Consider the following 22733-nt stretch of genomic DNA (forward strand, 5'->3'; position numbering starts at 1 on the left):
CACAGCGCCGGGCGGGCCACCAGGGAGTACAGGGTGCGCCGATGACCGCGGTCGCCGCGCCCGAACTCGCTGACGATGGCATGCACCCGGCGCAGCGTCTCGCCGTCCTGCCAGATCGTCAGGCTCACCGGGCGGTCGAGCAGCTCGGTGGCCGACAGGCCGGCGTCACGGCTGGCGAAACGCACCTTGAGGGTGAAGGGTGCGGAAAGGGCCTCCTCCAGGGTGAAGTCGACCACCGCCAGCGCGGCGGAATCGGCCCCGGCAAGCTCGAGGGTGAACTGGAGTCCGGTCTGGTTGGCCATGCTTCCCTCCTGGAAGTCAGAAACGCGACGGGTAGCCGCGACAGCAGATTACGTGTCGCCCCCGGCAAGACAAGAGCGCAACGGCACGAAGGGACAAAGGCTGACAGGCATGTCAGCGATGTCGTACGCACCACGACGCCAGCGCTCGGACAAGAACGCTGGCGTCGTGGTGTGAACCATCGCCCCCGCCCGGCGAGCTGGCGGGAGGGGACGAAAGAGCCGATCAGGCCTCGGCGGGAGCGCGCCAGTCGTCAGAACCGGAGGTGCCGGCGACGTTGTGTTCCCAATCGATCTTGCGGTAGGCCAGGGAAACGTCCATCAGCTGAGTGAACTCGGCCTTGGTGGCGTCCTGGGCGTGGGGCATGCGCAGGTTGATGTCGACGATGGTGGCGTCGGTCAGGGTAGTGGTGAAGAAGTGCTCCTGCTTGCCTTCGACGGAAGTGCGGTACCACTTCAGTTCCACGTTCGGCAGCATTTCGCCGGAAGCCAGGGCGTTGTACATCAGCGGCACGGCCTTGTTCAGGGCCACGGTGAAGACGAACGGCTTGTGGGCGCGCTGGCCGGAAGGCTGACCGGACTGCGGGTCGGTGGGCACGGTCACGACGTGCTTGAACTCCTGGACCAGCATCTCGTCTTCATGGCCTTCCACGTAGATGTTGCCCACGGAATCCGGGGTGAAGGCACCAGCGGTGATGTTGCCCTGGGTTTGGCCTTCGATGCTGATATAGCAGGGAGTCGGCATGGTCTGCTCCTTGACGATGTGAATGAAGATGTCCCGATGGACAGCATAGTAATAGCGAAATCAGTGCCATAATTGCTGTAAGCAATTAAAAACAAAGGCTTGGGGTGTTATTTCAAAAAATAGCTAAGCATGTTTAGGCAATAAGTTGCCCAGGTCAGGCAAGAAGTTGCCCGGCGGGCAACTTCTTGCCTGACCTGGGCCTGGATGGGATGGCTGCCGAAAGGTATCGCATGACACTCTTCTTATTTTTATTGTTATGTTATAACAATGCTTTTAGGAGATGATGCCCATGCAAGACGACCCCGAGGTGCAGCGATTGCTGGCCATGCCTGAAGCGGCGTACATGAACGATGAGCAGCTGGCCTTCTTTCAGCGGCGTCTCGTTGCCGAGCAGAGCGAGGTGGAGGCGCACCTGGAAGAGGTGCGCAAGGCCATCGCCGACAATGAACGCAGCGGCGACGATCTCGATCGAGCGGCAGTCGAGGAGGAGGTGAGGTTGCTGCTGCGTCAGGCCGACCGCGAGACTCGCCTGCTGCGCAAGATTGGCCAGGCGCTTCGGCGCATCGAGGAAGGCGATTACGGCTACTGTGCGGAAACCGGGCAGCCCATCGGTCTGGCTCGACTGATGCTGCGCCCTACGGCCGAGCTGTGCCTGGAGGCCAAGGAGCGTCAGGAGAAACGCGAACACCACTACAGCAAACAGCGAGGAGACTCGTGATGTCCCCCAAGACCTTGCCCGTTACCGTCCTGTCCGGCTTTCTCGGCGCCGGCAAGACCACGCTACTCAATCACATCCTGGCCAATCGTGAGGGCCGCCGAGTGGCGGTGATCGTCAACGACATGAGCGAGGTCAATATCGATGCGGCACTGGTCCGGGGCGGACCGGACAGTGCGAATGACGAAGTGGCGCTCAACCGGGCCGAGGAGCGCCTGGTCGAGATGAGCAACGGCTGCATCTGCTGTACCTTGCGCGAGGATCTGCTGATCGAGGTGAGCCGCCTGGCGCGGGAAGGTCGCTTCGACTATCTGGTCATCGAGTCCACCGGCATTTCCGAACCGCTCCCGGTGGCGGAAACCTTTACCTTCGAGGATGAGAAAGGCCAGAGCCTGTCCAGTGTCGCTCGGTTGGATACGCTGGTGACGGTGGTAGACGGCGCCAATTTCCTCTCCCAGTACCTGGAAGCGAAATCGCTGGCGGAGGCCGGCGAGAGCCTGGGCGAAGAGGACGAGCGCAACGTCGCCGATCTGCTGGTCGATCAGATCGAGTTCTGCGACGTGTTGTTGATCAGCAAGACAGACCTGATCGACGAAGCGCAGCTAGCCGAGGTGAAGGCCGTGTTGAGTACGCTCAATCCCGACGCCAAGGTGATCCCCATGGCCAACGGCCAAGTGGCGCTCGACAAGGTGCTCGATACCGGTCGCTTCAGCTTCGAGCGGGCCAGCCTTGCCCCGGGCTGGCTCAAGGAGTTGCGTGGCGAGCACATCCCGGAGACGCAGGAGTACGGTATCTCCAGCTTCGTCTACCGTGCCAGACGTCCCTTCTATCCCGCGAAGTTTCACGAGCTGCTGCATGCCGACTGGTTCGGGGGCAAGCTGCTGCGCTCGAAGGGGTTCTTCTGGCTCGCGACAAGGCCGCAGTTCGCCGGTCAGTGGAGCCAGGCGGGGGGGATCGCCCATTACGGTTTCGCCGGCATGTTCTGGAAGGCGGTGCCCGAGTCGCGTTGGCCCAGCGATCCGGAGACGCGCAGCTACATCATGGAAAAATGGGAAGAGCCCTTCGGCGACATGCGCCAGGAGCTGGTGTTCATCGGCCAGAACCTCGACGAGGCTCGCATTCGCGAGGCCTTGGACGCTTGCTTGTTGGGCGATGCCGAGCTGGCGGACGGCCATCAAGCCTGGCAAGCGTTACCCGATCCCTTTCCCTCCTGGGAGTCGTAATGAGGCTGCTCAGCACTTAATCAACGAAAATTTAATGGAAGCAGCCGGTATATCTGCAAAAAAACCCGCTATTCCGGCTGTAAAGCGTTTCGTTAATAGCCATACTGAGCCAAGGTCCGCTTCAGAATCGGGCCACAGGGGAATCACAAGGGAACCAGAGGTATTCTTCATGCGCTCCTACAACCGACATTACTTCGGTGTGGCCATCTTCTTTTTGTTTTTTATTCAGCTATTGGCGATCAGTACGGCGCAGGCAAACCCCCGCTATGCCGCTATCGTGATCGATGTCGAGAGCGGTGACGTGTTGCATGCGGCAAATCCCGATGCGACGCGCTATCCCGCTTCGCTTACTAAGATGATGACGCTCTACATGCTGTTCGAAGCGCTGGAGAATGGCACCATGCGTTTGAATCAGCCGTTGCCGGTGTCGTCCCATGCCGCTTCGATGCCCGCGTCGAAGCTCTGGCTGTCGGCGGGAAGCTCCATTACGGTGGAAGAAGCCATCAAGGCCTTGGTGGTGCGCTCCGCCAACGATGTTGCCGTGGTGGTGGCCGAGGCGCTGGGCGGTACGGAAGCCAGCTTCGGGCGCATGATGACTCAGCGTGCCAATGAGCTGGGCATGCCCAATACCGTGTTCCGCAACGCATCGGGCCTGCCCGACAATGCGCAGGTCACCACGGCCCGCGACATGGCCACACTGTCGATCCGGGTGATGCAGGATTTCCCCCAGTACTACCACTACTTCTCTACGCAGAGCTTCACCTATCGCGGGACTACTCATACCAGCCACAACCGCCTGGTGCGTAACTACGCCGGAGCCGACGGTCTCAAGACCGGTTTCATTCGCGCTTCCGGCTTCAATGTGGCGACCTCGGCGATTCGCAACAATCGGCGTATCGTATCGGTGGTGATGGGCGGCTTCACGGCCGCCTCGCGGGACACTCACATGGCCGACCTGCTCGACCGGGGCTTTGCCCGGCTGTCCATGCTGCAGCGTGGTGACTGGATAGCGCAGGCCGACGTGCTGGGCGACAGCATGGACCTGCCCGCTAGCCCCCCCGCATCTGCTCAGCAGCTTGCCGCGGCACCCGAGGCCGTCGCCCAGCCGTCGGGCTCGGAAAGCGAGAGACGGATCTCGTTCCAGTCTGAAATGGGTATCGAAATGGGCTCGGCAGACGATCCGATTCGCGCCTTGATCGCCCAGGCGGATACGCCGCGGACATCAGCGACCAGGGGCAACTGGGCCGTTCAGGTCGGCGCGTTCAACAATCCCGATCAGGCACGCCATCTTGCAACGCGTGCCGCCGACCAGCTTGCCAACATGATGCGTGACGTACGTGTCTCGGTAGCGGAGTCGGAGGGAGAGCAGCGTATCTTCCGCGCCCGGTTGGTCGATCTCCAGGAGAGCGACGCACACTCGGCCTGTAACAGCCTGCGTGCCCAGGGTATGGACTGCATGGTAGTGGCCCACTACTGAGCCGTAGCTGCCTCTGACCAGTTTCCTGACGCCCCGCCCATGCGGGGCGTCAGTCGTTTGGGCCTTATCCGCCTGACAGGGCGATTCAGGCCATGGCGGTTTCGAGCTTGCGCTCTGTCAGGCTCGCCGTGCCCCCCAGGGAAATACGCCTGTCGCAGATACGCTCGACCAGCGCGGGGTCGTGGCTCACCAGCATCACCCCGCAATGGCGCTCGCGGGCTAGCTCCACCAGCAGTTCGAGGGTCTGCCGCTGGGTGATGGGGTCGAGGCGTGATGTCGGTTCGTCGGCGAACAGGAAGCACGGCTCTAGCAGCAGCACGCGCAGGATGGCGAAGCGCTGCAGCTCCCCGCCCGAGATTTCACCGGGGCGCCGGGTCAGCAGCCTCTCGTCGAGGCCCAGGCGCGTCATCAATTGCGGGATCTGGGCTCGATTCAGGCGGTGACGACGTATCAGGTCGTCGAGCAGGCGCGAGAGCCGCCAGTGGGGCGAGAATGCCGCCGGCGGGTCCTGATAGAGCTTCTGAAAGCCGAGCCGATGCCCTGTGGCACGTTGGACACGGCCGGCGTCGGCGGACGTTATGCCCAGCAGCATGTCTCCCAGGGTGCTCTTGCCGCAACCGGAAGGGCCGACCACGCCGACGATCTCGCCGGGACTGACCGAGAGCGAAAGATCGCGGAACAGTTCGCGACCGCCGCGGCGCTTGGCCAGGCCGTCGGCGCTCACCACCGTTGCCCGCTGCTCGCCCAGCGGCTGCGGTCGCGGCCAGCGGCTGGGCTCGGCAGCCAGCAGTCGCTGGCCGTACTCGCTCTGCGGGTGAGTGAGCACTTGCTGGGCCGGGCCGCGCTCGACCACCTGGCCCTGACGCAGGATGACTACCTCGCCACCCAGCCGACGAGCGACATCGATGTCGTGGGTGATGGTGAGCAAGGCCCCGGCCGCCTCGGGAGTGCGGGCCAGCAGCTCAACTACCGCGTCGCGCCGTGGTGCATCGAGCCCCTTGGTGGGTTCGTCGGCAATCACGATGGGCGCGCCGCCGGCACTGGCGGCGGCAAAGGCCACTCGCTGTGCCATGCCGCCGGAGAGTTCGCCGGGCAGCTTGGTACCCGCCTCGGCCAGGCCGAGTTCGCCCAGGTCGGCCCAGGCTGCGTGCATGGCGTCGCGCCGCCCACGACCGGCAACGTGGCGATGGCTCTCGGCGACCTGGTGAACGGCACGCATGGTCGGGTCCAGCGCATGCCAGGGTTCCTGGGGCAGCAGCGCCAGGCGGTGGCCCCACAGTGCGCGACGTGACGCGTTGTCGGCGGCATCGAAGCGCTCGCCATCGATGACGAGTCGTCCCGCTGCCTTCAGGCCTTTGGGCAGCGTACCCATGATGGCTTGGGCGATCAGGCTTTTGCCCGAGCCGGTTTCGCCGAGCAGGGTCAGGCGGTCGCCGGGGCCCAGCGAACAGGAGAAAGGCGCGATCGTGACCCCCTCGCCCTGGATGGCGATCGACTCAGCCTGAAGTAAGTACGCACTCATCTTGGATCCCTTCCGGCCAGCAGGTTCAGGCTCATTACCAGCACGAACAGTACGACGATGGGCTGAGCCATGGCCCAGGGGGCCTCGTGATAATAGGGCAGCAGCTCGATCATCATCAGCCCCAGCTCGGCGGTGGGCGGTCGTAGCCCGACGCTGACGAAGCCCAGTGCCGCCATGGCGAGTATCGCGCTGGCGGCACCGAAGGCTGCCAGTGTGAGCACCTGAGGTGCCAGTTCCGGCCACAGGTGCCGGCGGAACAGGTAGAGCGGGCCGAAGCCTAGCAGCCGGCTCGCCTCGAGCTGTGGTGAGGTGACCAGCACGCGGGTGCGGGCCCGAACCACGCGAAAATACTCGATCCAAAGCACCAGCGAGATACCCACGTAGAGCGCCCAGAAGTTGCCCGGGGCGATGGCCACCAGCAAGAGCACCAGCAGCAGTCCGGGCAGTGCCAGGCAGGCGTCGGCCAGGCTGCCCAGCACGCGGTCGAGCCACCCGCCGCGCCAGCCGGCGATCACGCCGAGGATCACTCCGGGCACGGCGGCCGTAACCACGCTGAGCACTGCCATGCCAAGCGAGAGCTGCACAGCGGCTGCCAGTCGCGCCAGCATGCTACGGCCGAGGTGATCGGTGCCGAGCGGTTCGGCAAGCGAGGGCAATTGAAGAATGCGGGAAAGCTGCTGGCGTGCGGGGTCGGCATCGGAGAGCCAGGGCACCAGCCAGGCGAAGGCGAGCAGCAGGGCGAGCAGCGTGGCGCCGAGGCGCTGGCGGCCATTCAAGGCCGGCAGCCAGCGGCGAGCGGGAGTCATGGCTAGCGTGTTCATGCGCTGCGCCTCCTGGGGTCGAGCCAGTGGCAGAGCAGGTCTACCACGGTATTGAGGGCGACGAACATCAGCCCCATGACCAGGGCAGTGCCCTGGATCATCGGCACGTCGCGGGCGACGATGGCATGCACCAGGGCGTGGCCGATGCCGGGCCAGGCGAATAGCGTCTCGACCACCACCACGCCCTCGATCAGATAGACGAACTGCACGCCGAGGTAGGCGACGACCGGCACCGCCGCGTTGCGCAGGCCGTGGCGGAAAAAGCTGAGGCGTTCGCCCAGGCCCTTGGTGCGTGAGAAGGCGTAGTAGGGGGACTGCGAGACGTCGGCCATGGCATTGCGCGCTACCCGGCTGGAGATGGCGGCCAGCGCCAGCGCCAGGGTCAGCGCCGGGAGCACACCGTGAACGGTGCGGCCATGGCCGGCGGCGGGCAGCCAGCCGAGCGACACCGAGAAGATCAATATCAGCAGCAGGCCCACGGCGAAAGGCGGCAGGGCACGCAGCACACTAGCCGCCACCTCGCTGACCCGGTCCAGCCAGTCATTGGGCTTGAGCCCGGCGATCAGCCCCAGCGGTGGGCCCAGCAGCAGCGAGAGCAGCACGGCCATCGCCGCCAAGCCCAGGGAGTGGCCGAGTTGGTGCCAGAGTTCATATATCACGGGTTGGCCGCTGACCAGCGAGCGGCCCAGGTCGAACTGCACCAGGTCCCACAGCCAGCCTAGGTAGGCGGTCAGTGCCGGCTGGTCCAGCGCCAGTTCGGCGCGCACCGCCTCGGCGGCACGGGTATTGACCATGTCGTGCCCATAGCGGCCGGCGGCGATGCGGTAGGCCATGTCGCCGGGCAGCGAGCGGGTCAGCACGAAGGTCAGGGTGCCGACCATCCAGGCCACCAGCCCAGCCTGAAACAGCCGTTGCAGCAGCAGGCCGCCCAGGCCAGCCGTCCAGCGCGGGGTCGTCCGTGTTGCCCACACTGCTCTCATTCGCTCCACCTCAGCTCGTCGATGCGGTAGCTGCGCTCCAGCGCATCGATGGAGAAGCCATCCAGCTCGGCGTTGACCGCTGCGGTTTGCTGGTACCAGGCGACGGGGACGACCGGCATGGCCTCGTTCAGGCGTCGCGCGACCTGCCCTGCCAGTTCGGTACGAGCCTCGGGATCGGCTTCCTGGCGCAGGGCGTCGAGCCAGGCGGCCAGTTCGTCGTCGCGCCACCCCATGGCGCCCCAGTCGCCGCCCATGGTCTCGGGGTCGGTGCCGAAGTCGTCGAGCAGGGTGCCGAGCGGGTCGGGCACCAGGCCGTAGTTGCGTGCCATCAGGCCCAGTTCCAGGCTACCGTCCTGGTGGCCGGAAGGGATCGCGCTGGCGTTGCCCACCTCGACTTCCAGCGCCACGCCGATCTCGCGCCATTGATCCTGCAGCGCCGTCGCCACCAGAGGCAGCTCAGGGCGGTCGGAGAAGGTGCGCAGGGTCAGCGCGAAAGGCTGGCCGTCGCGTTCGAGCATACCGCTGCCGTCGGCTTCCCAACCCAGCTCGGCGAGCAGCTCGCGGGCGCGCTCCACGTCCTGCGCTTCGCCGGCATCGAGACCCAGGTGCCAGGGCCCGAGGCTGGCGGGGAACAGCTCGGCGGCGGCGGCTTCGGTATCACGCAGCAGGCCGGCGGCAATGCCTTCGCGATCGATGGCCAGGCTCAGCGCCTGGCGGGCACGCTCGTCTTCGAGAAGCGTATGAGAGGCATTGACCTTGAAGACGATGGTGCGCGGAATCGGCTCGGCATGTACTGCCAGGCGGGCATGGCGTGCCAGACGTGCGCGGCTGGCCGGATCGAGGGTGAATACCATGTCGGCATCGCCGCTCTCGGCCATCAGCGCGCGGGTTTCGCCGCGCCCGACGGCCAGGTAGCTGGCGTTGCCGATGGCGGGCGTCTCGCCCCAATAGTCGTCGAAGCGCTCCACATCGAGCCGCTGCGGTGGAGCCACATTGGCTACCCGGTAGGGGCCGGTACCTATCACCTGGGTGACCCGCCCCTCGTCGTCGTAGGATGCCGGGGCGAGGATGAGGGTGGTGGAATGGGTCAGCAGAGCCGGCAGCGGCGCGAAGGGGCTCTCGAGTTCGATCATCACCTCGTTGCCATCGGCCTCGATGCCGGTGATGGGGGCCGAATCGAGAATACCCGGCTTGGCCAGGGCGTGCTGCAGGCTCGCGGCCGCCGCATCGGCGGTCAGCGGGCTGCCGTCGTGAAAGATAACGCCTTCACGCAAGGTGAAGCGCCAGGTCAGTCCGTCTTCACTGGGCTGCCAGGACGCCGCCAGCCCCGGTGCGGGCCGGCCGTCGGCGTCGGTATCGACCAGTGTCTCGGCAACGCGCATGCGGCCGTAGACATAGCCCGAGGTCGACGGGTCGGCGCCGGTAATCTCCCAGGGGGCTACTATCGCCAACGGTCGGTCGGCTGCTGCTGCCATGGGTAGCAAGGCGAGACCTAACAAGAGTGAGCGGAAACGCGGGGTCATCGATGATGTCTTCCTTGAGGGTAAGAACGAAAGATTGGCTGGACTCAGCCCGGGTCCAGCGCCAACAGCAGGCGGCGCTCACCGGGGGCGGGCTGGGGGCTGCGGTGAACGAGGCCACGCTCCTCGTTGCCTACCCATCCGCAGCCCTTCAGCAGCGCGAGGTCGCCTACATTGAGCTGTTGAACGGCGCTGGGGTCGGCGACCATATCGGGCTTGGCGGGGTGCGGAGCGCCGAGCCCCGTCCGGTTGACGGCATGTTCGGGTAGCCATTCGCTGGCCGGACCGGCGTAGGTAGTCACGAGGCGCACCGCCAGGTTGTCGACATGGAAGCGTGGACACATCGCACCTTCCAGCGTGCGCAGTCGGATACCTATGGTCTTGGTGTCGAAGAGATACGCCATGGCATCGGCGATGTTGCCGATATCCTCGATCAACGCGTCACCGGCCTCAGGGGCGGGGAATCGGCTCGCCAGATCGTCCTTCATCTCCTGGCCCGGCGCACCGCGCCAGTACCACTCCAGACCGCGCTGGCAACCCAGTTGGCCACTTACGGCCAGCGCAAGGGCCGGATCGAGCCGTCGCTGCATGACGGCCAGAGTGATGTCGTCGTCGAAAATTCGCGGCAGCACCTCGATGTCCGAGCCGAATGCCCAGTGCACCGAGGCGCCGGATGAGGAATGGGGCAGCATGGGCTCCTCCTGAAACTCTATAACATATCAATCATGCTGCGGCTGACCCGAATGGCGAAACGCCGCAGTGCTGAGATCGGGCTGGCGGTTATTCCAGCTGAGTGCTGAGAATGATTCGTTATAACATAACGATAATGGCGTGGCCATGCCCCCAAACGTCCAGTGACGTTCCGGTTTCGACCTCGTCACTACCCTCTGCGCCATCTTGGGGCATGGCACTTGCCGCTTAGCGCTTCACCCGTTAGGTTGTTAATCAACGAACCCCGCCGGCCGTCTCAGGTCGGCGGGGTGGTTTTTTGGCAGCCTGGGATGAAGCGAGGGGGCGTCCATGACACCGTCACTGAAAGGCATCCTGTTCATGTGTGCCGGCGTGCTTTGCCTTGCCATTGGCGATGCCATCGCCAAATGGTTGGGTGAAGTGCATTCACCGCTTCAGATCATCTTTTTTCGTACCCTGGTCTCGCTGCCGCTGATCGCCCTGCTGGCGCACTATGGCGGTGGGCTGCGCAAGCTGCGTACCCGGCGGCCCGGTGTGCACGTGGTGCGCGGGCTTATATACACCGGCACCATGGTTTGCTTCGTGTTCGGCCTGACATTGCTGCCCCTGGCCGAGGCCACGGCGATCGCGTTCGTTGCTCCGTTGTTCGTCACACTGCTATCGGTGCCGCTGCTCGGCGAGCGAATCGACCCGCCGGTGATGGCAGCTTCCCTGCTGGGGTTTGTCGGTGTGTTGATCGTGGTACGCCCAGGTGGCGATGCCTTCCAGCTGGGTTCGTTGATGCTCATTGCCGCCGCGGTGTTCTACGCATTGATGATGATCACCTCGCGGCGCTACGGCTCCACCGAGCATCTCTGGGCCATGGTGTTCTACATGACGCTGGTGCCTCTGGTTCTTACCGCCGCGGCTTTGCCCTGGGTATGGCAGACGCCCCACCCCTGGCACTGGCTGGGCTTCCTCGGGGCAGGGGTGATCGGGATCGGGGCCACGGCCTGCATCACCATGGCTTTCCGCTTCGCCCCGGCGGCCATCGCCGCGCCGTTCGATTACACCGCCATGCTCTGGGCGGTGCTGCTGGGATGGTGGTTCTGGGGAGAAATGCCCGACATCTGGGTGTTCGTCGGCAGCGCGCTGATCATCGGCAGCGGCCTGGCGATCGCCTATCACGACCGCAGGACTACTTTGAAGCGTCGCCCAACGTCTTAAATCCGGTTCAGCCGCCAGCGCCGCCACTGGCGCGCCACCAAGCCGTGCTTGGGAGCGGCCAGCAGGGCGACGAGAAACAGCCCCGAGGCCACCAGCACGATGGCGCCGCCCGAGGCGACGTCGAGCGATACCGACAGTACCAGCCCCACCACGGCGGAAATCACTCCGACGCCGACCGAAATGGCCAGCATGACGGGGAAGCGGTCGGTAAGCAGGTGAGCCGTGGCCCCTGGAGTGATCAGCATCGCCACTACCAGAATGATGCCTACGGTTTCCAGGCTGGCGACGATGGTCAGCGTCAGCAGCAGGATCAGCCCATAGTGAATAAGGCTGGTATTGAACCCCAGTGCCTGAGCCTGCTGGGGGTCGAAGGTGTAGAGCAGCAGGGGGCGATAGGCCAACCAGACGACCAGAAGGGCCACCAGGCTAGCTATCAGCGTGAGGGTCAGCGCCGGTGTCTGCACCCCCAGGACATTGCCGAACAGGATATGCATCAGATGCGTGCTGGTGGCGATCTTGCTGATGATCACGATGCCCAGCGCAAAGGCGGCAGTGAACATCAGCCCCATGGCGGCATCGGCCTTGATCCGGGTATGGCGTTCCAGTGCGCCGATGCCCAGCGAGGTCAGCGCACCGGTAATGAAGGCGCCGATGAAGAATGGCCAGCCCAGCAGGTAGGCGATGGCGACCCCCGGCAGCACCGCATGGGAGATGGCGTCGCCCAGCAGCGACCATCGCTTGAGTATCACGTAGCACGAGAGCAGGCCGCAGATGGCTCCCACCAGCACCGAGGTGAGCAGGGCGCGTTGCATGAAGCGGTATTCGAAGGGAGCTGACAACGGCTCGGGGAGCAGGTTGACCCCGGCCATCAGTACGCTAATCAGCGCCTCGATGACGCCGGTGGCCAGGGCTTCAAGCGGCAATGCCAACCCCCCCGTACTCGGCGGCCGGCGTACCCACCGCCAGGCGTGCCAGCATGGCGTCGCTGAGCATCTCGTCAGGCCTTCCCATCCCGATCAGAGTGCGATTGATCAACAGTACGTTGTCGGCATGGAGGCGGGCGCTGGGCATGTCATGGGTCACCATGATGATGGTACGACCGGCACTGCGTTCACGTTCCAGCGTCGCAAGGATCAGCGCTTCACTGGGCGGGTCGACGCCGGCCAGGGGTTCGTCCAGCAACAGTATCCTGGCCCGCTGTGCCAGGGTGCGAGCCAGCAATACGCGCTTCTTCTGGCCTCCCGAAAGCTCACCGATGGGACGTGAGGCATGGTCGGCCATATCGACCGCCTCGAGAGCGGCTTCGACGGCCTGGCGATGGTCGGGCTTGGCCCAGCGCTGCGGCAGCAGGCGCCGCCATAGCGGATCCTGGCGCATCAGGCCGTAGCGGCCGGTCAGCACCGTTTCACGCACCGAAATGGGAAAGTCCCACTCCATGTTTTCCTGCTGAGCCATGTAGGCGATGTTACCCATCCTGCGCTGCATGGACGGGCGCTCGCCGAGAACGCTGAGCTCACCGCGCAGCGGCGCAAGGCCGCCCATGATGAGCTTAAGCAGGCTCGACTTGCCGGCGCCGTTGGGGCCGACGATGGCGGTCCATTCCCCCTGAGGCAGCGACAGCGTGACGTTCTCCAGCACGGGCTGCTGGTGGTAGGCCGCACAGAGCCGAGTTGTCTCGAGCGCGGGCACCGCATCAGTCATGCTTGCCCCCTAGCGTGTCACGCAAGAGCCGAACGTTATGACGCATCATCCCGACGTAGTCCGGTGCGTCGCCGTCCGGTTCGCTGAGGGAGTCGACGTAGAGGGGGCCTGCGATATCCACTTGGGACTCGTCGGCCACGCTGCGGACGTGGCGATCGGAAATGGTGCTCTCCCAGAAGATGGCGACCGGCTGGCGCTGCTCGATCAGGTCGACGATACGCATGATCTGGCGCGGTGAACCCTCCTCTTCGGCGTTGGTGCCCCAGATGCCGTCATGTTCGAAGCCGAAGGCGTCGGCGAAGTAGACGAAAGCCGCCTCGCTGGTGATGAGCAGTCGCTGCTCCTCGGGTAGGGCGGCGAGAGCTTCCTGCGACTCTTCGTAAAGCGCCTGAAGCGACTCGCTCAGTGCCTCGGCGCGCGCGTTGAAAGCCTCGGCGGCATCGGGCCTCGCCTCGGCAAGCGTTTCAGCGATCACGCGGGCATATTCGGCGGCGGCACGCGGGTCCATCCACATGTGCGGGTCGATCTCGCCGGCATATTCGCCGGTGGCAATCGGCTGGGTGGGGTAGCCGCTCTGCTCCGCCAACGCGACTACCGGTACGCCGTCTCCCACCGTGGCATTGACCTGGCCGATCCACTGCTCGAGACCGTAGCCGTTGTAGAACACCACGTCGGCTCTCTCGAGGGCGATGAAGTTGCTCGGAATCAGCTCCCACTCATGGACTTCGGCTCCTGCCGGGGTCAGCACGTCGAGCTCGGCATCATCACCGGCCACCTCGCGTACCAGGTCGCCGATCACAGAGAAGGTGGCGACTACCCGGAGAGGGGGTTCGTCGGCCTGGACGGGGATCGAAAGGACGAAGGGCAGTGCGGCAAGCAGCATCGCTCCTTTGGAAAACGCCATCATTCCTCTCCTGTGGGTCAGCGGTGACGGGAGCTGTTTCACCTTAGCGATATTTTAGATGGATAGAATCTATTTTAGCCTAGGTTAACTTATAGGGTAGTAGGAAATCTCTATCGGGGCCTTGTTGCTGCGCTATGAGGAGATTGGCTATATTGGCGCGATGACCAACTCGCCCAACGATGTCACCCCTGATCGCCTTTGCAAGGCGGATGCTCTGCCGCCCAGCGACCAGCATGCGCAGCAGTACGCTGCCGTGCGCAACGCACACGAAACCGAACTGCTCGAAGATTACGTGGAGCTTATCGCTCACCTGCTGAAGCATCAGGGCGAGGCGCGCTCGACCGACATTGCGGCGCGCATGGGGGTCAGCCAGGCGACAGTGTCGAAAACGGTGGCTCGCCTGAAGTCGCTGGGGCTGGTTTCGAGCAAGCCCTATCGCTCGCTGTTTCTCACCGAGCAGGGGGAGGCGATGGCGGCCATGGCCCATGAGCGTCATGCCATCGTGTTGCAGTTCCTGCGCGCCCTCGGCGTCAGTGACCGCACCGCTCGCATCGATGCCGAAGGCATGGAGCACCACGTCAGCCAGGAAACCCTGGACGTCATGCAGCGCTTTGCACGCGAGCAGGAGCGTCGCGACGCCTGAGGTCTTCGCCTCAGGGTCGAGGCTCCTTGTGACGTTCCTCAGCTACTCGTCATCAGTGCCCGGCGAAGAACGCCCTGGCGGCGGCCTCGGGATCGGGCTGACCGCAGATGGCCGATACCACTGCCGGCCCTTTCGCGCCGCTGGCACGCACCGCGGCGGCATGTTCCGCCTTGAGGCCGCCAATGGCCACGGTCGGTAGCGGGCTCGCCGCCACCAGTGCGGCCAGGCCGTCGAAACCGAGCGGAGTGGCGTGATTGCGCTTGGTCGAGGTGGCAAATACCGGGCCGAGGCCGAGATAGTCCAGCGCGGCCGGGTCGAGTCGGGCCAGCTGGTCGTGATTCTGTACGGAAAGGCCGAGGATCCTCCCTTCACCCAGCGCGGCACGGGCCGCGGCCACATTGCCGTCATCCTGGCCGATATGCAGGCCATCGGCACCGCTCTCCAGCGCCACTTCCAGGCGGTCATTGATGATCAGCGGGACACCGCTGCCGGCCAATGCCGTCATGAGACGGCGTGCCTGGTCGATCAGCTCACCGTCGCTGGCCTTCTTGTCGCGCAGCTGTACCACGGTGACACCGCCCCGTACGGCGGCCATCACCGTTTCTACCAAACCGTTGCGGGCGCAGAGGTCGGGGTCGGTTACCAGATAGAGAGAAAGATCGAGCGGCATGACATCCTCTGAGTTGAAGCGCTTTGAAAAGTCGGCGAGCGCAGGCACTTTTCGGGTAGAGCGACGTCAGGGGGCCGGCCCGGCGGCACCCAGAAACCGATCCTGCCAATAGTCGATATGCAGCGGCACGCTGGTGACCTCGCGCCCGCTGCCTGGGGCGTGGATCATCTGGCCATTGCCGCGATAGATGCCCACGTGCGTCGCCTTGCGCCGGTCGCCGAAGAACAGCAGGTCGCCGGGCTGGGCACGGCTCACGGCGGGAAGTGCGCGGAACTGCTCGTCGGCTGTGCGTGGTACGGGGATGCCTGCCGAGCGATAGGCCAGCTCCACCAGGCCCGAGCAATCGAGACCTTCCGGCGAATTGCCGCCCAAGCGATAGGGGGTCCCCAGGGCGCTTTGCGCGGTAGCCAGGATCAGCGCCCGCTCGATCGAGAGGGCGTCCGATCCGGGCCGGGGGTCGTGAGTCGCCAGATCGCGGCTGGCACAGCCGGCCAGCAGTGCCAGCATCAGCAGGCAGGAGAAGAGGCGTAACAAGGGCGCTGCATCGTGAATGCGGCTCGGCGCTATCGGGGCGAGCCTGGATGAGATCGGCATCGGCTGTCGCTCTTCGTGGCTGTGCTTTTTCTACTTTAGCGCGTTCCATAGGTGATGGCAGCTGCGCGACTGGAAAAACGTCGTGCGGATCCGCATCATCCTGTTATCGACCACAACGGTGACAGCGACGGCAAAGGAGGCAGGCATGAGCTTCAAGGGAGAACAGCATCCGGGGGTCGCAACGCCGACGGCGGATTCGCAGGGGTTCCGACTCAATCACACCATGCTGCGGGTGAAGGATCCGGAAAAGGCGCTGGCGTTCTACACGCGAGTGTTCGGTATGCGAGTCATGCGCCGGCTCGATTTCGAGGAGATGGGCTTTTCCCTCTACTTCCTGGCCCGCTTGGACGACGCCGAACAGGTGCCCGAGGATAAAGGGGCGCGCACGGTATGGACGTTCAGCCAGACGGGGCTGCTGGAGCTGACGCACAACTGGGGCACTGAAACCCAGGACGATTTTGCCTACCACGATGGTAATGCCCAGCCCCAGGGCTTCGGTCACATCTGCTTCTCGGTACCCGATCTCGATGCCGCGCAAGCCTGGTTCGACGCCAACGACGTCACCTTCGTCAAGCGCTCGGATCAGGGCAAGATGAAGGATGTCATCTTCGTCAAGGACGTGGATGGCTACTGGATCGAGGTGGTGCAGGCCGACCGGCTGGGAGCGCTGGGCGACTGATTTTGCCGCATCAGATACAACGACGCCGCCCAAGGGGCGGCGTCTGCGTTCGAGCTGCCCTGTCTTGAGCCAGGGCAGTCCTCGTGATCACTCCTCGTCGGGCAGGCCGCCGAGTTCCTCGATCAACGCCTTGTAGCCCTCGACCTGGTCGCGCAGGGTCTGGGTCACTTCGTCCTCGGGGATATAGGTCACCGGCATCAGGATGCGCTCTTCGGTGATCTCGATGAAGCGCTCGTCCTGGGTAGCGGCTTCCAGCGCCTCGGCCAGGCGTTCGACGTGGGCGTCCGGCACGTCTTTCGGCACCATCACCACGCGGATTTCGGCGGCATTGATGTCGTAGCCGGCTTCCTGCAGGGTCGGTGCGTCGGGGAAGGCCACCAGGCGATCCTCGGCCAGGCTCATCAGTACCGGCATTTCACCGGTGTCGGCGTAGCCGGAGTGAGTGCCGCCGCTGTAGCCGAAATCGACATCGCCGGAGAGAATCAGCGGTGCCATGCCGGCACCGCCCGAGGTGGGAACGATGCGCAGCTCCAGGCCTTCCTGACGAGCGATGTACTCGATGATCATGCGATCCAGGGCGGTCTGGGTGGCATAGCTTACGCCCGGATTTTCACGAGCGTACTCGACCAGCTCTTCCCAGCTGTCGCCGAACGGACGGTCTTCACCGGTAACGATGGCCGACTGGCCCAGGGTCACGCCCGACACGTAGCGGAAGTCGTCCAGCTCGTAGTCCGTTTCGCTGGAGAGCGGACCGAAGGTGATGGTCATGGAGGTACCGAAAACGAAGGTGTAGCCCTCGTCGGTGTTGTTGGCCAGGCGTGCCAGAGCCACGCCGCCGCCGGCTCCCGGCTGGTTCACCACGTTGACCGGCTGGCCCAGCTTGTCCTCGAGCACGTTGGCCAGTACGCGGGCCTGGATGTCGGTGGAGCCGCCGGCGCCGAAGCCCACTACCATGGTCAGCGGCTTGGTCGGAAACTCATCGGCTTGAGCCATGCCGGCCATGCCGAAGGCCACGGCGGAAGAAAGAATGGCAGTACCCAGCAGTTTCATTTTCATGGTTGTAGCCTCGTGGTTACGTTGTTGTGGTGTGGTAACGGTGCCCGCCAGCGCCAGCCGCGGACTCAGCTGCTCGGCGCCTTGAGCCGCTTGCGCAGCCACTGACGATAGCTGCTCCAGCCCAGGTGCAGCGCCATCAGGACGGTGAAGACGACGAAGGCCAGAGCGATGGGACGATCGAGCAGGATGGCGATGTCGCCGCCCGAGAGGATCACCGACTGGCGCAGGTTCATTTCCAGCATGGGGGTGACGATGAAGGCCACCAGGAAGGTCACGAAGGAGTAGTCGAACTTCTTCAGGAAGTAGCCGAAGATGGCGAAGGCGAATACCGTGACCAGGCCGAAGGTGCCGTAGCCCTGTACCTGAATGCCCGCCAGGCAGAGAAAGATCACCACCGGAATCACGATGTGCGGCGGCACGCTGGTGACCTTGGCGAAGATGCGCAGGCCGTACCAGCCCACCGCCAGCATCAGTAGGCTCGCCACGATCATTCCCGAGAACAGCGTGAAGAGCATTTCCGGGTGATCGCGCAGCATCAGCGGCCCCACCTGGATGCCGTGGATCATGAACGCCCCCACCAGCAGCGCCGCCGATACGCTGCCCGGAATACCCAGGCCGAACAGTGGAATGTAGCTGGCCGGGATCACCGCATTGTCCGACGCCTCGGCGGCGGCGATGCCGTTGGGGTTGCCCTTGCCGAAGCTGTCCGGATCCTTGGCGCTGCGTTTGGCCAGGCCGTAGGCCATGAAGGCGCCCACCGATGGACCGAGTCCCGGCAGGGCGCCGACAAAAGCCCCGATGCCGGTACTCTTGAAGATGGTCGGCAGGGTGCCCTTGAACTCCTGGTAGGAGAGGTCGTCTTCCTTGTCCTTGCTCAGCTTGATCACGCTGGCGCCCTTGTTGCGTCGATACTCGTCGAGCTGCACGAACATCTCGGCCAAGGCCAGCGTGCCGATCACCAGCGGCAGGATCGGCACCCCCTCCATCAGCTCGGCATGGCCGAAGGTCAAGCGTGCCGCGCCCGTTTCGGGGTCGAGCCCCACGGTGCCGAGAATCACCCCCATGCCGCCAGCCGCCAGGCCCTTGAGAAAGGAGCCCCCCGCCATGCCGGCAATGAACACCAGGGCAAAGATCAGGATGGCCGCCAGCTCATACGGGCCGAACTTGAGCGCCACCGAGGCAAACGGAATCACGACGGCAATCAACAGCAAGGTGGAGAGCAGGTCGCCGATGACCGACGCCAGCAGCCCTACCTTGAGCGCCTTGCGCGGCCTGCCGGATCGCGCCATGGGATAGCCGTCCAGGCAAGTGGCCGCTGACGACGGTTCGCCCGGCGTATTGAGCAAAATCGCCGAGACGGCGCTGCCCGCCGCAGTGCCCTTGGAGAGCCCGATCAGGAAGGCGATGGCGGCATAGGCCGACATGTAGAACGTCAAGGGAATGGCGATGGCGATGGCCACTGCCCGATTGAGGCCGGGGATCACCCCGACGATATAGCCCAGCAGCACTCCGCCCAGAATGATCGCAATCGATTCATAGTGCAGCGCCGCGGCAAACGACATCAGAATGGCATCGAACCCGATCATTTCACACCACTCCAATGCGCATCAGGTGCGCCGTCAAGCCATATAGGCCGGCGGCAGGAATCACCGCGGTGAGTACGACCACGTACCAGCGCCGCTCACCCAGGATCACCAGCAGCGAGCCGATCAGGAACGGCGCCACCCAGGTGAGCGGGAAACGATCCACCAGCACGATGAAGCCAAGCACGAAGAGAAACGGCCAGGTCTGGTGCCATAGATGTCCGGGCTCGGGCAAACGGAAGAACGGCTGACGCTGGCGGATCAGTACGATGGCACTGAGCAGCGAGAGCGCTGAGGCACAGACCAGCATGACCCAGGCGCCCAGGGTGGCCAGGGTGCGGGGGTGCATGCCCACGGCGAAACCGCGGCCTCCATAGGTGGGCACGATCCAGGCCAGCAGCAACACCGCGACGGCGGCGACGCCCAGGCCCGACCAGAAATTCATTCGCACTGTGTGAGTTTCGGTCATTTTGTTTTAGAAGCGCCGATTTGGGTAACTGGGAAGACCTAACCTGTTGTAGGCAGCCAACGATTGAAACAATTGCAGCGGCAGAAGGGATTTGGCGCTGCGTTGCACTCTGGTGCACTTTCTGCGAAGGTTAGTGCGCCAGACTGCACCACCTCAGGCTGGTACCTGCGGGAGCACCCTATGCACGACGACTTCGTCGACAATCTTCGGCTGTTGTGTAGCTACTATCCTTCGATCGCCGAAGTATGTCGGCGGCTCGAAATCAACCGCGCCCAGTTCAATCGCTACTTGAAAGGGCGCTACCGGCCCCGGCATGCCGCCATGCAGCGCCTTTGCGCCTTCTTTGGTGTGGAAGAGCACGAGCTCTACCTGCCGCATGAGAACTTCGTCAGTCTGGTACAGGCAGGGCGGATACCGAACGAATCCTCACGAATGGGCGGCGTCGGCTGGCCCGACGAGTTGCTCCACCGCGGCCGCGAAGGCATGGCGCGGTATCTGGGCCGCTACTTCGAGTACTACCACTCGATGGCGCAGCCGGGGCATGTCATCCGTACGCTGGTGTGTCTCGAGGAGCGTGAAAGCGGCATCGTCTATCAGCGTACCGAACGCATGCAGGCAACGACCCAGGCGCGGCCCTGCCACAATCGGTATCTGGGGGTTGCGGTCAAGCTGGCCGACCGAATTTTCCTGACTGACCACGAAACCCTGAACGGCTATGAAGTGACGCACACCATCCTGTTTCCGACCTTCCAGAGCCAGGTGACCCGCTTGACCGGGCTGAGGCTCGGGGTGGCGGACAACAGCGAGCGCATGCCCTGTTGCGTGCGTGTGCTTTTCGAGCGTCTTGACGAGCAGGTGGGCATGCGTCAGGCGCTGTCGCAGTGCGGACTGCTCGCGCTCGATGACCCCAGCCTGGATGCCGAACTACTGGCGGCGGTGCGCAACGACGTAGCCCCGGGGGAGCAGCATTTTCGCGCCCGCCATCAGGGCGAATTCTAGGCGAAGGCGTAAACGTCCATGGCCAGTACGCCATGCTCCACGCTGTGGTGCAGGCGGCTGGCCTTGCCGCCTGCGCCCATCGCCACCAGCAGCGGCTGGAAGTGCTCGGGGGTGGGGTGATTGCGCCGCGCCTGCGGAGCGGTTTCCCAATCGAGCAGGGCACGGCGTTCACCCGACGTCAGCGTCTCATGTATCCAGTCGGTGAACTCGCCGACCCAGGTGGGCATCGGCATGCTCCGTTCCTGCATTTCGCTGAGGTTATGGGTCAAGCTGCCCGAGCCGATCACCAGAACGCCTTCCTCACGTAGCGCTGCCAGCTTTTCCCCAAGCTCCATGAGGGCCTGGTTCGTCCCGCTCACCGGCAGCGATAGCGATATCACCGGCACGTCGGCGGCGGGAAACATCAGCGACAGCGGTACCCAGGCGCCGTGATCCAGGCCGCGCTCCACCGGCACGGCGTTCAACTTTCGGGCCAGGCGAAGGGCCAGCGCGGGGTCGCCCGGAGCCGGATACTGGCATTCGTAGAGTTCGCGGGGAAAACCGCCGAAGTCGTGAATGGTCTCGGGCCGCTCGCTGACGCTTACCAGCAGGCGCTCGCTGGCCCAGTGGGCCGAAACCACCACGATCGCCTTGGGCGAGAGGGTCTGGCCGAGTTTACCCAGGAAGTCGTGAGCCGGCGTCTCGGTCAGCGCCAGCATGGGGGAACCGTGAGATATGAACAGGCTGGGCAGCATGGCGAAGCTCCTCGGTGGCTGGCGCCGACAGGCGGCGCCAGGCAGTGAATTCATTCAGGCGAAGCGGCGGCTCAGCGTCAGGCTACCGCTGCCGAGGCCGGCCTGCACCAGCAGGGCGACGGTCCAGAACACGGGAAACTCCCAGCCGCCGCCCGGGTTGGAGAAGAGCCAACCGTTGCCGATATGCACCCAGGTGGCGCCAAGCAGTATGGGCACCAGGGCCAGGCTGATCCAGCGCGTGTAGACGCCGAGCAGCAGAGCCAGACCGCCGCCGACTTCAGCGAGAACGGTCAGGTAGGCGATGAAACCGGGCAGGCCGAGTGACTCGAAGTAGCCGACGGTGCCGGGCAGGGTGAAAACGAATACCTTGAGCAGGCCGTGGGCAAGGAGCATGACGCCGAGCGAGATACGCAATAGCGCTGTGGCATGGGCTTGAAGACCCTGCTCCTGGGTGCGGCTGAGCAGGGGGGTACGTGACGGCGCGTGTGTGGCTTGGGTTTGCATGGCAGGAACTCCGTTATATGTCAGGGTATGCCTGCACTCTACGCCGCCTGGAAGTTGGGATAATCTGTTTCCAATGCACATCTTTGTCGCTAAATAGGCGACAATCCCAGTTCCCGCTCCCATTCGGGCGGATCGCCCCACGCTTCTGCCAAGAAATCGAGTAGGCGTTCGACCTTGGCCGGCAGGTGGCGCCGCGCCGGGTAAACGCCATGTATGCCTATCGTTACGCTGGCCTCGTCGACCAGTAGCGGTACGAGACGTCCGCTCCTGATGCTCTCGTTGACCAGGAAGCTCGGCTGGTGGGCAATACCCAGCCCGGCCTCGGCAGCCTGGGTCAGGACGTCGCCGTTGTTGCTCTCCAGCGGGCCCTGAACCGTCAGGCGCTGCCCACCGAACTGCCACTCGCTGCCATTGGCGGTGCGATAGCGCAGACAGCGATGTTCGCTCAGCTCGGCCAGAGAGCGCGGCTTACCGAAGCGCGCCAGGTAGTCGGGTGAGGCGCACAGCAGCAGGCGGCAGCGCGCCAAGCGGCGGGCCACCAGGCTGGAGTCAGGCAATTCGCCGATGCGGATGGCAAGATCGTAGCCCTCCTCCAGCAGGTCCACGCGGCGGTCGTTGAGATCGAGGCGTACCTGCAGCGCGGGGTGCGCCACCATGAAACGCGCGATCAACGGCGAGAGAAAGCGCGTGCCGAAGGACATCGGACCGTTGAGGCGCAGCCGTCCGCATACTTCGGTGGAGCCGGCGCCCAGTTCGGCTTCGGCTGCTTCCAGCTCCAGCAGGATGCTCTGTGCACGGGCCAGGTAGCTCTCGCCGGCTTCGGTGAGGTGCAGGCGCCGAGTCGTGCGCTGCAGCAGTCGCACTCCCAGGTGGCTCTCGAGTTCCATGACCAGTCGTGACACCCGCGTGCGCGAAAGGTCCAGCATCTCCGCCGCGCGGGTGTAGCTGCCGAGTTCGGCGACGCGCACGAAGGCGGTCATGGCGTCCAGCAGATTCATG

At 64.4% G+C, this 22733-nt stretch carries 25 protein-coding genes; 7 read left to right on the plus strand and 18 right to left on the minus strand.

Features of this window, described 5'->3' with window-relative positions:
• Positions 1-302, minus strand: a 302-nt coding sequence (locus tag AC2VNO_RS14020) for a contractile injection system protein, VgrG/Pvc8 family (RefSeq protein ID WP_486934701.1), incomplete at its 3' end; no start/stop codon positions are given.
• Between the two features lie 223 nt (positions 303-525).
• Positions 526-1044, minus strand: a complete 519-nt coding sequence (locus tag AC2VNO_RS14025; RefSeq protein ID WP_486934702.1) for an Hcp family type VI secretion system effector — start codon at positions 1042-1044, stop codon at positions 526-528.
• A gap of 289 nt (positions 1045-1333) precedes the next feature.
• Here AC2VNO_RS14025 and dksA point away from each other — a divergent pair, with 289 nt between their 5' ends.
• The 3 genes from dksA (at position 1334) to AC2VNO_RS14040 (ending at position 4459) form a co-directional block, all read left to right on the plus strand.
• Positions 1334-1762: an RNA polymerase-binding protein DksA gene (gene dksA / locus AC2VNO_RS14030; RefSeq protein WP_486934703.1), complete on the plus strand. Its 429-nt coding sequence runs from the start codon at positions 1334-1336 to the stop codon at positions 1760-1762.
• Complete coding sequence (gene zigA / locus AC2VNO_RS14035) at positions 1762-2982, plus strand: zinc metallochaperone GTPase ZigA (RefSeq protein ID WP_486934704.1); 1221 nt, start codon at positions 1762-1764, stop codon at positions 2980-2982. The genes dksA and zigA overlap by 1 nt, the downstream gene beginning before the upstream one ends.
• Positions 2983-3151: 169 nt before the next feature.
• Positions 3152-4459 (plus strand): serine hydrolase, encoded by a 1308-nt coding sequence (locus AC2VNO_RS14040; protein ID WP_486934705.1) that lies wholly within the window; start codon positions 3152-3154, stop codon positions 4457-4459.
• 85 nt (positions 4460-4544) lie between these two features.
• Here the strand turns inward: AC2VNO_RS14040 and AC2VNO_RS14045 are convergent, their stop codons facing one another.
• The 5 genes from AC2VNO_RS14045 to AC2VNO_RS14065 are packed head-to-tail and all read right to left on the minus strand — an operon-like array spanning position 4545 to position 9994.
• Complete coding sequence (locus AC2VNO_RS14045) at positions 4545-5981, minus strand: ABC transporter ATP-binding protein (protein ID WP_486934706.1); 1437 nt, start codon at positions 5979-5981, stop codon at positions 4545-4547.
• On the minus strand, positions 5978-6802 hold the full coding sequence (locus AC2VNO_RS14050; protein ID WP_486934707.1) for an ABC transporter permease: 825 nt from the start codon (positions 6800-6802) through the stop codon (positions 5978-5980). Before AC2VNO_RS14050 ends, AC2VNO_RS14045 begins: the two co-directional genes overlap by 4 nt.
• Positions 6799-7782 (minus strand): ABC transporter permease, encoded by a 984-nt coding sequence (locus tag AC2VNO_RS14055; protein WP_486934708.1) that lies wholly within the window; start codon positions 7780-7782, stop codon positions 6799-6801. The genes AC2VNO_RS14050 and AC2VNO_RS14055 overlap by 4 nt, the downstream gene beginning before the upstream one ends.
• The gene (locus tag AC2VNO_RS14060; protein WP_486934709.1) at positions 7779-9305 is read right to left on the minus strand and encodes an ABC transporter substrate-binding protein; all 1527 of its coding nucleotides are present in this window, start codon (positions 9303-9305) and stop codon (positions 7779-7781) included. The genes AC2VNO_RS14055 and AC2VNO_RS14060 overlap by 4 nt, the downstream gene beginning before the upstream one ends.
• Positions 9306-9349: 44 nt before the next feature.
• Positions 9350-9994 carry a DUF1826 domain-containing protein gene (locus AC2VNO_RS14065; protein ID WP_486934710.1) on the minus strand — a complete coding sequence of 215 codons (645 nt, stop codon included), beginning with the start codon at positions 9992-9994 and terminating at the stop codon, positions 9350-9352.
• A 328-nt stretch (positions 9995-10322) separates the two neighbouring features.
• On the opposite strand from AC2VNO_RS14065, the gene AC2VNO_RS14070 reads away from it, so the two are divergent.
• Complete coding sequence (locus AC2VNO_RS14070; protein WP_486934711.1) at positions 10323-11198, plus strand: DMT family transporter; 876 nt, start codon at positions 10323-10325, stop codon at positions 11196-11198.
• Here AC2VNO_RS14070 and AC2VNO_RS14075 read toward each other — a convergent pair.
• The 3 genes from AC2VNO_RS14075 to AC2VNO_RS14085 are packed head-to-tail and all read right to left on the minus strand — an operon-like array spanning position 11195 to position 13803.
• Positions 11195-12067 (minus strand): metal ABC transporter permease, encoded by an 873-nt coding sequence (locus AC2VNO_RS14075; protein ID WP_486934735.1) that lies wholly within the window; start codon positions 12065-12067, stop codon positions 11195-11197. The genes AC2VNO_RS14070 and AC2VNO_RS14075 overlap by 4 nt on opposite strands.
• A 43-nt stretch (positions 12068-12110) precedes the next feature.
• Positions 12111-12899 (minus strand): metal ABC transporter ATP-binding protein, encoded by a 789-nt coding sequence (locus AC2VNO_RS14080; protein ID WP_486934712.1) that lies wholly within the window; start codon positions 12897-12899, stop codon positions 12111-12113.
• Positions 12892-13803, minus strand: coding sequence for a metal ABC transporter solute-binding protein, Zn/Mn family (locus AC2VNO_RS14085; RefSeq protein WP_486934713.1), 912 nt, complete (start codon positions 13801-13803; stop codon positions 12892-12894). The genes AC2VNO_RS14080 and AC2VNO_RS14085 overlap by 8 nt, the downstream gene beginning before the upstream one ends.
• Before the next feature lie 160 nt (positions 13804-13963).
• Here AC2VNO_RS14085 and mntR point away from each other — a divergent pair, with 160 nt between their 5' ends.
• Positions 13964-14446, plus strand: a complete 483-nt coding sequence (gene mntR, locus AC2VNO_RS14090) for a manganese-binding transcriptional regulator MntR (protein ID WP_486934736.1) — start codon at positions 13964-13966, stop codon at positions 14444-14446.
• 52 nt (positions 14447-14498) lie between these two features.
• On the opposite strand, the gene thiE is transcribed toward mntR, so the two are convergent.
• Both thiE and AC2VNO_RS14100 read right to left on the minus strand, forming a co-directional pair.
• Entirely contained in the window at positions 14499-15116 is a 618-nt protein-coding gene (gene thiE / locus AC2VNO_RS14095; RefSeq protein WP_486934714.1) for a thiamine phosphate synthase, read from the minus strand.
• Between the two features lie 66 nt (positions 15117-15182).
• Positions 15183-15710, minus strand: coding sequence for a C40 family peptidase (locus AC2VNO_RS14100; RefSeq protein WP_486934715.1), 528 nt, complete (start codon positions 15708-15710; stop codon positions 15183-15185).
• 145 nt (positions 15711-15855) lie between these two features.
• Between AC2VNO_RS14100 and gloA the strand changes: the two genes are divergently transcribed.
• Positions 15856-16389 (plus strand): lactoylglutathione lyase, encoded by a 534-nt coding sequence (gene gloA, locus AC2VNO_RS14105; protein WP_486934716.1) that lies wholly within the window; start codon positions 15856-15858, stop codon positions 16387-16389.
• An 87-nt stretch (positions 16390-16476) separates the two neighbouring features.
• On the opposite strand, the gene AC2VNO_RS14110 is transcribed toward gloA, so the two are convergent.
• The 3 genes from AC2VNO_RS14110 to AC2VNO_RS14120 all read right to left on the minus strand — a co-directional run bounded on the left by AC2VNO_RS14110 (position 16477) and on the right by AC2VNO_RS14120 (position 19473).
• Positions 16477-17445: a Bug family tripartite tricarboxylate transporter substrate binding protein gene (locus AC2VNO_RS14110; RefSeq protein ID WP_486934717.1), complete on the minus strand. Its 969-nt coding sequence runs from the start codon at positions 17443-17445 to the stop codon at positions 16477-16479.
• 65 nt (positions 17446-17510) lie between these two features.
• Positions 17511-19031, minus strand: coding sequence for a tripartite tricarboxylate transporter permease (locus AC2VNO_RS14115; protein WP_486934718.1), 1521 nt, complete (start codon positions 19029-19031; stop codon positions 17511-17513).
• Position 19032: 1 nt separating this feature from the next.
• Positions 19033-19473: a hypothetical protein gene (locus tag AC2VNO_RS14120; RefSeq protein ID WP_486934737.1), complete on the minus strand. Its 441-nt coding sequence runs from the start codon at positions 19471-19473 to the stop codon at positions 19033-19035.
• Positions 19474-19677: 204 nt separating this feature from the next.
• Here AC2VNO_RS14120 and AC2VNO_RS14125 point away from each other — a divergent pair, with 204 nt between their 5' ends.
• Positions 19678-20496 carry a helix-turn-helix domain-containing protein gene (locus AC2VNO_RS14125; RefSeq protein ID WP_486934719.1) on the plus strand — a complete coding sequence of 273 codons (819 nt, stop codon included), beginning with the start codon at positions 19678-19680 and terminating at the stop codon, positions 20494-20496.
• Here the strand turns inward: AC2VNO_RS14125 and AC2VNO_RS14130 are convergent.
• The 3 genes from AC2VNO_RS14130 to AC2VNO_RS14140 form a co-directional block, all read right to left on the minus strand.
• The gene (locus AC2VNO_RS14130) at positions 20493-21230 is read right to left on the minus strand and encodes a DODA-type extradiol aromatic ring-opening family dioxygenase (RefSeq protein WP_486934720.1); all 738 of its coding nucleotides are present in this window, start codon (positions 21228-21230) and stop codon (positions 20493-20495) included. The genes AC2VNO_RS14125 and AC2VNO_RS14130 overlap by 4 nt on opposite strands.
• Positions 21231-21284: 54 nt before the next feature.
• Positions 21285-21734 carry a DoxX family protein gene (locus AC2VNO_RS14135; RefSeq protein ID WP_486934721.1) on the minus strand — a complete coding sequence of 150 codons (450 nt, stop codon included), beginning with the start codon at positions 21732-21734 and terminating at the stop codon, positions 21285-21287.
• 89 nt (positions 21735-21823) lie between these two features.
• Positions 21824-22732, minus strand: coding sequence for a LysR family transcriptional regulator (locus AC2VNO_RS14140; protein WP_486934722.1), 909 nt, complete (start codon positions 22730-22732; stop codon positions 21824-21826).
• Position 22733 lies beyond the last annotated feature (1 nt).

The organism is Halomonas sp. TH-94 (genome assembly GCF_057473365.1).

Excerpts from the sequence above, each read along its gene's own strand:
- AC2VNO_RS14025 (WP_486934702.1), bottom strand. The coding sequence starts at position 1,044 with ATGCCGACTCCCTGCTATATCAGCATCGAAGGCCAAACCCAGGGCAAC.
- dksA (WP_486934703.1), top strand. The coding sequence starts at position 1,334 with ATGCAAGACGACCCCGAGGTGCAGCGATTGCTGGCCATGCCTGAAGCG.
- zigA (WP_486934704.1), top strand. The coding sequence starts at position 1,762 with ATGTCCCCCAAGACCTTGCCCGTTACCGTCCTGTCCGGCTTTCTCGGC.
- AC2VNO_RS14040 (WP_486934705.1), top strand. The coding sequence starts at position 3,152 with ATGCGCTCCTACAACCGACATTACTTCGGTGTGGCCATCTTCTTTTTG.
- AC2VNO_RS14045 (WP_486934706.1), bottom strand. The coding sequence starts at position 5,981 with ATGAGTGCGTACTTACTTCAGGCTGAGTCGATCGCCATCCAGGGCGAG.
- AC2VNO_RS14050 (WP_486934707.1), bottom strand. The coding sequence starts at position 6,802 with ATGAACACGCTAGCCATGACTCCCGCTCGCCGCTGGCTGCCGGCCTTG.
- AC2VNO_RS14055 (WP_486934708.1), bottom strand. The coding sequence starts at position 7,782 with ATGAGAGCAGTGTGGGCAACACGGACGACCCCGCGCTGGACGGCTGGC.
- AC2VNO_RS14060 (WP_486934709.1), bottom strand. The coding sequence starts at position 9,305 with ATGACCCCGCGTTTCCGCTCACTCTTGTTAGGTCTCGCCTTGCTACCC.
- AC2VNO_RS14065 (WP_486934710.1), bottom strand. The coding sequence starts at position 9,994 with ATGCTGCCCCATTCCTCATCCGGCGCCTCGGTGCACTGGGCATTCGGC.
- AC2VNO_RS14070 (WP_486934711.1), top strand. The coding sequence starts at position 10,323 with ATGACACCGTCACTGAAAGGCATCCTGTTCATGTGTGCCGGCGTGCTT.
- AC2VNO_RS14075 (WP_486934735.1), bottom strand. The coding sequence starts at position 12,067 with ATGGCCGGGGTCAACCTGCTCCCCGAGCCGTTGTCAGCTCCCTTCGAA.
- AC2VNO_RS14080 (WP_486934712.1), bottom strand. The coding sequence starts at position 12,899 with ATGACTGATGCGGTGCCCGCGCTCGAGACAACTCGGCTCTGTGCGGCC.
- AC2VNO_RS14085 (WP_486934713.1), bottom strand. The coding sequence starts at position 13,803 with ATGGCGTTTTCCAAAGGAGCGATGCTGCTTGCCGCACTGCCCTTCGTC.
- mntR (WP_486934736.1), top strand. The coding sequence starts at position 13,964 with ATGACCAACTCGCCCAACGATGTCACCCCTGATCGCCTTTGCAAGGCG.
- thiE (WP_486934714.1), bottom strand. The coding sequence starts at position 15,116 with ATGCCGCTCGATCTTTCTCTCTATCTGGTAACCGACCCCGACCTCTGC.
- AC2VNO_RS14100 (WP_486934715.1), bottom strand. The coding sequence starts at position 15,710 with ATGCCGATCTCATCCAGGCTCGCCCCGATAGCGCCGAGCCGCATTCAC.
- gloA (WP_486934716.1), top strand. The coding sequence starts at position 15,856 with ATGAGCTTCAAGGGAGAACAGCATCCGGGGGTCGCAACGCCGACGGCG.
- AC2VNO_RS14110 (WP_486934717.1), bottom strand. The coding sequence starts at position 17,445 with ATGAAAATGAAACTGCTGGGTACTGCCATTCTTTCTTCCGCCGTGGCC.
- AC2VNO_RS14115 (WP_486934718.1), bottom strand. The coding sequence starts at position 19,031 with ATGATCGGGTTCGATGCCATTCTGATGTCGTTTGCCGCGGCGCTGCAC.
- AC2VNO_RS14120 (WP_486934737.1), bottom strand. The coding sequence starts at position 19,473 with ATGAATTTCTGGTCGGGCCTGGGCGTCGCCGCCGTCGCGGTGTTGCTG.
- AC2VNO_RS14125 (WP_486934719.1), top strand. The coding sequence starts at position 19,678 with ATGCACGACGACTTCGTCGACAATCTTCGGCTGTTGTGTAGCTACTAT.
- AC2VNO_RS14130 (WP_486934720.1), bottom strand. The coding sequence starts at position 21,230 with ATGCTGCCCAGCCTGTTCATATCTCACGGTTCCCCCATGCTGGCGCTG.
- AC2VNO_RS14135 (WP_486934721.1), bottom strand. The coding sequence starts at position 21,734 with ATGCAAACCCAAGCCACACACGCGCCGTCACGTACCCCCCTGCTCAGC.
- AC2VNO_RS14140 (WP_486934722.1), bottom strand. The coding sequence starts at position 22,732 with ATGAATCTGCTGGACGCCATGACCGCCTTCGTGCGCGTCGCCGAACTC.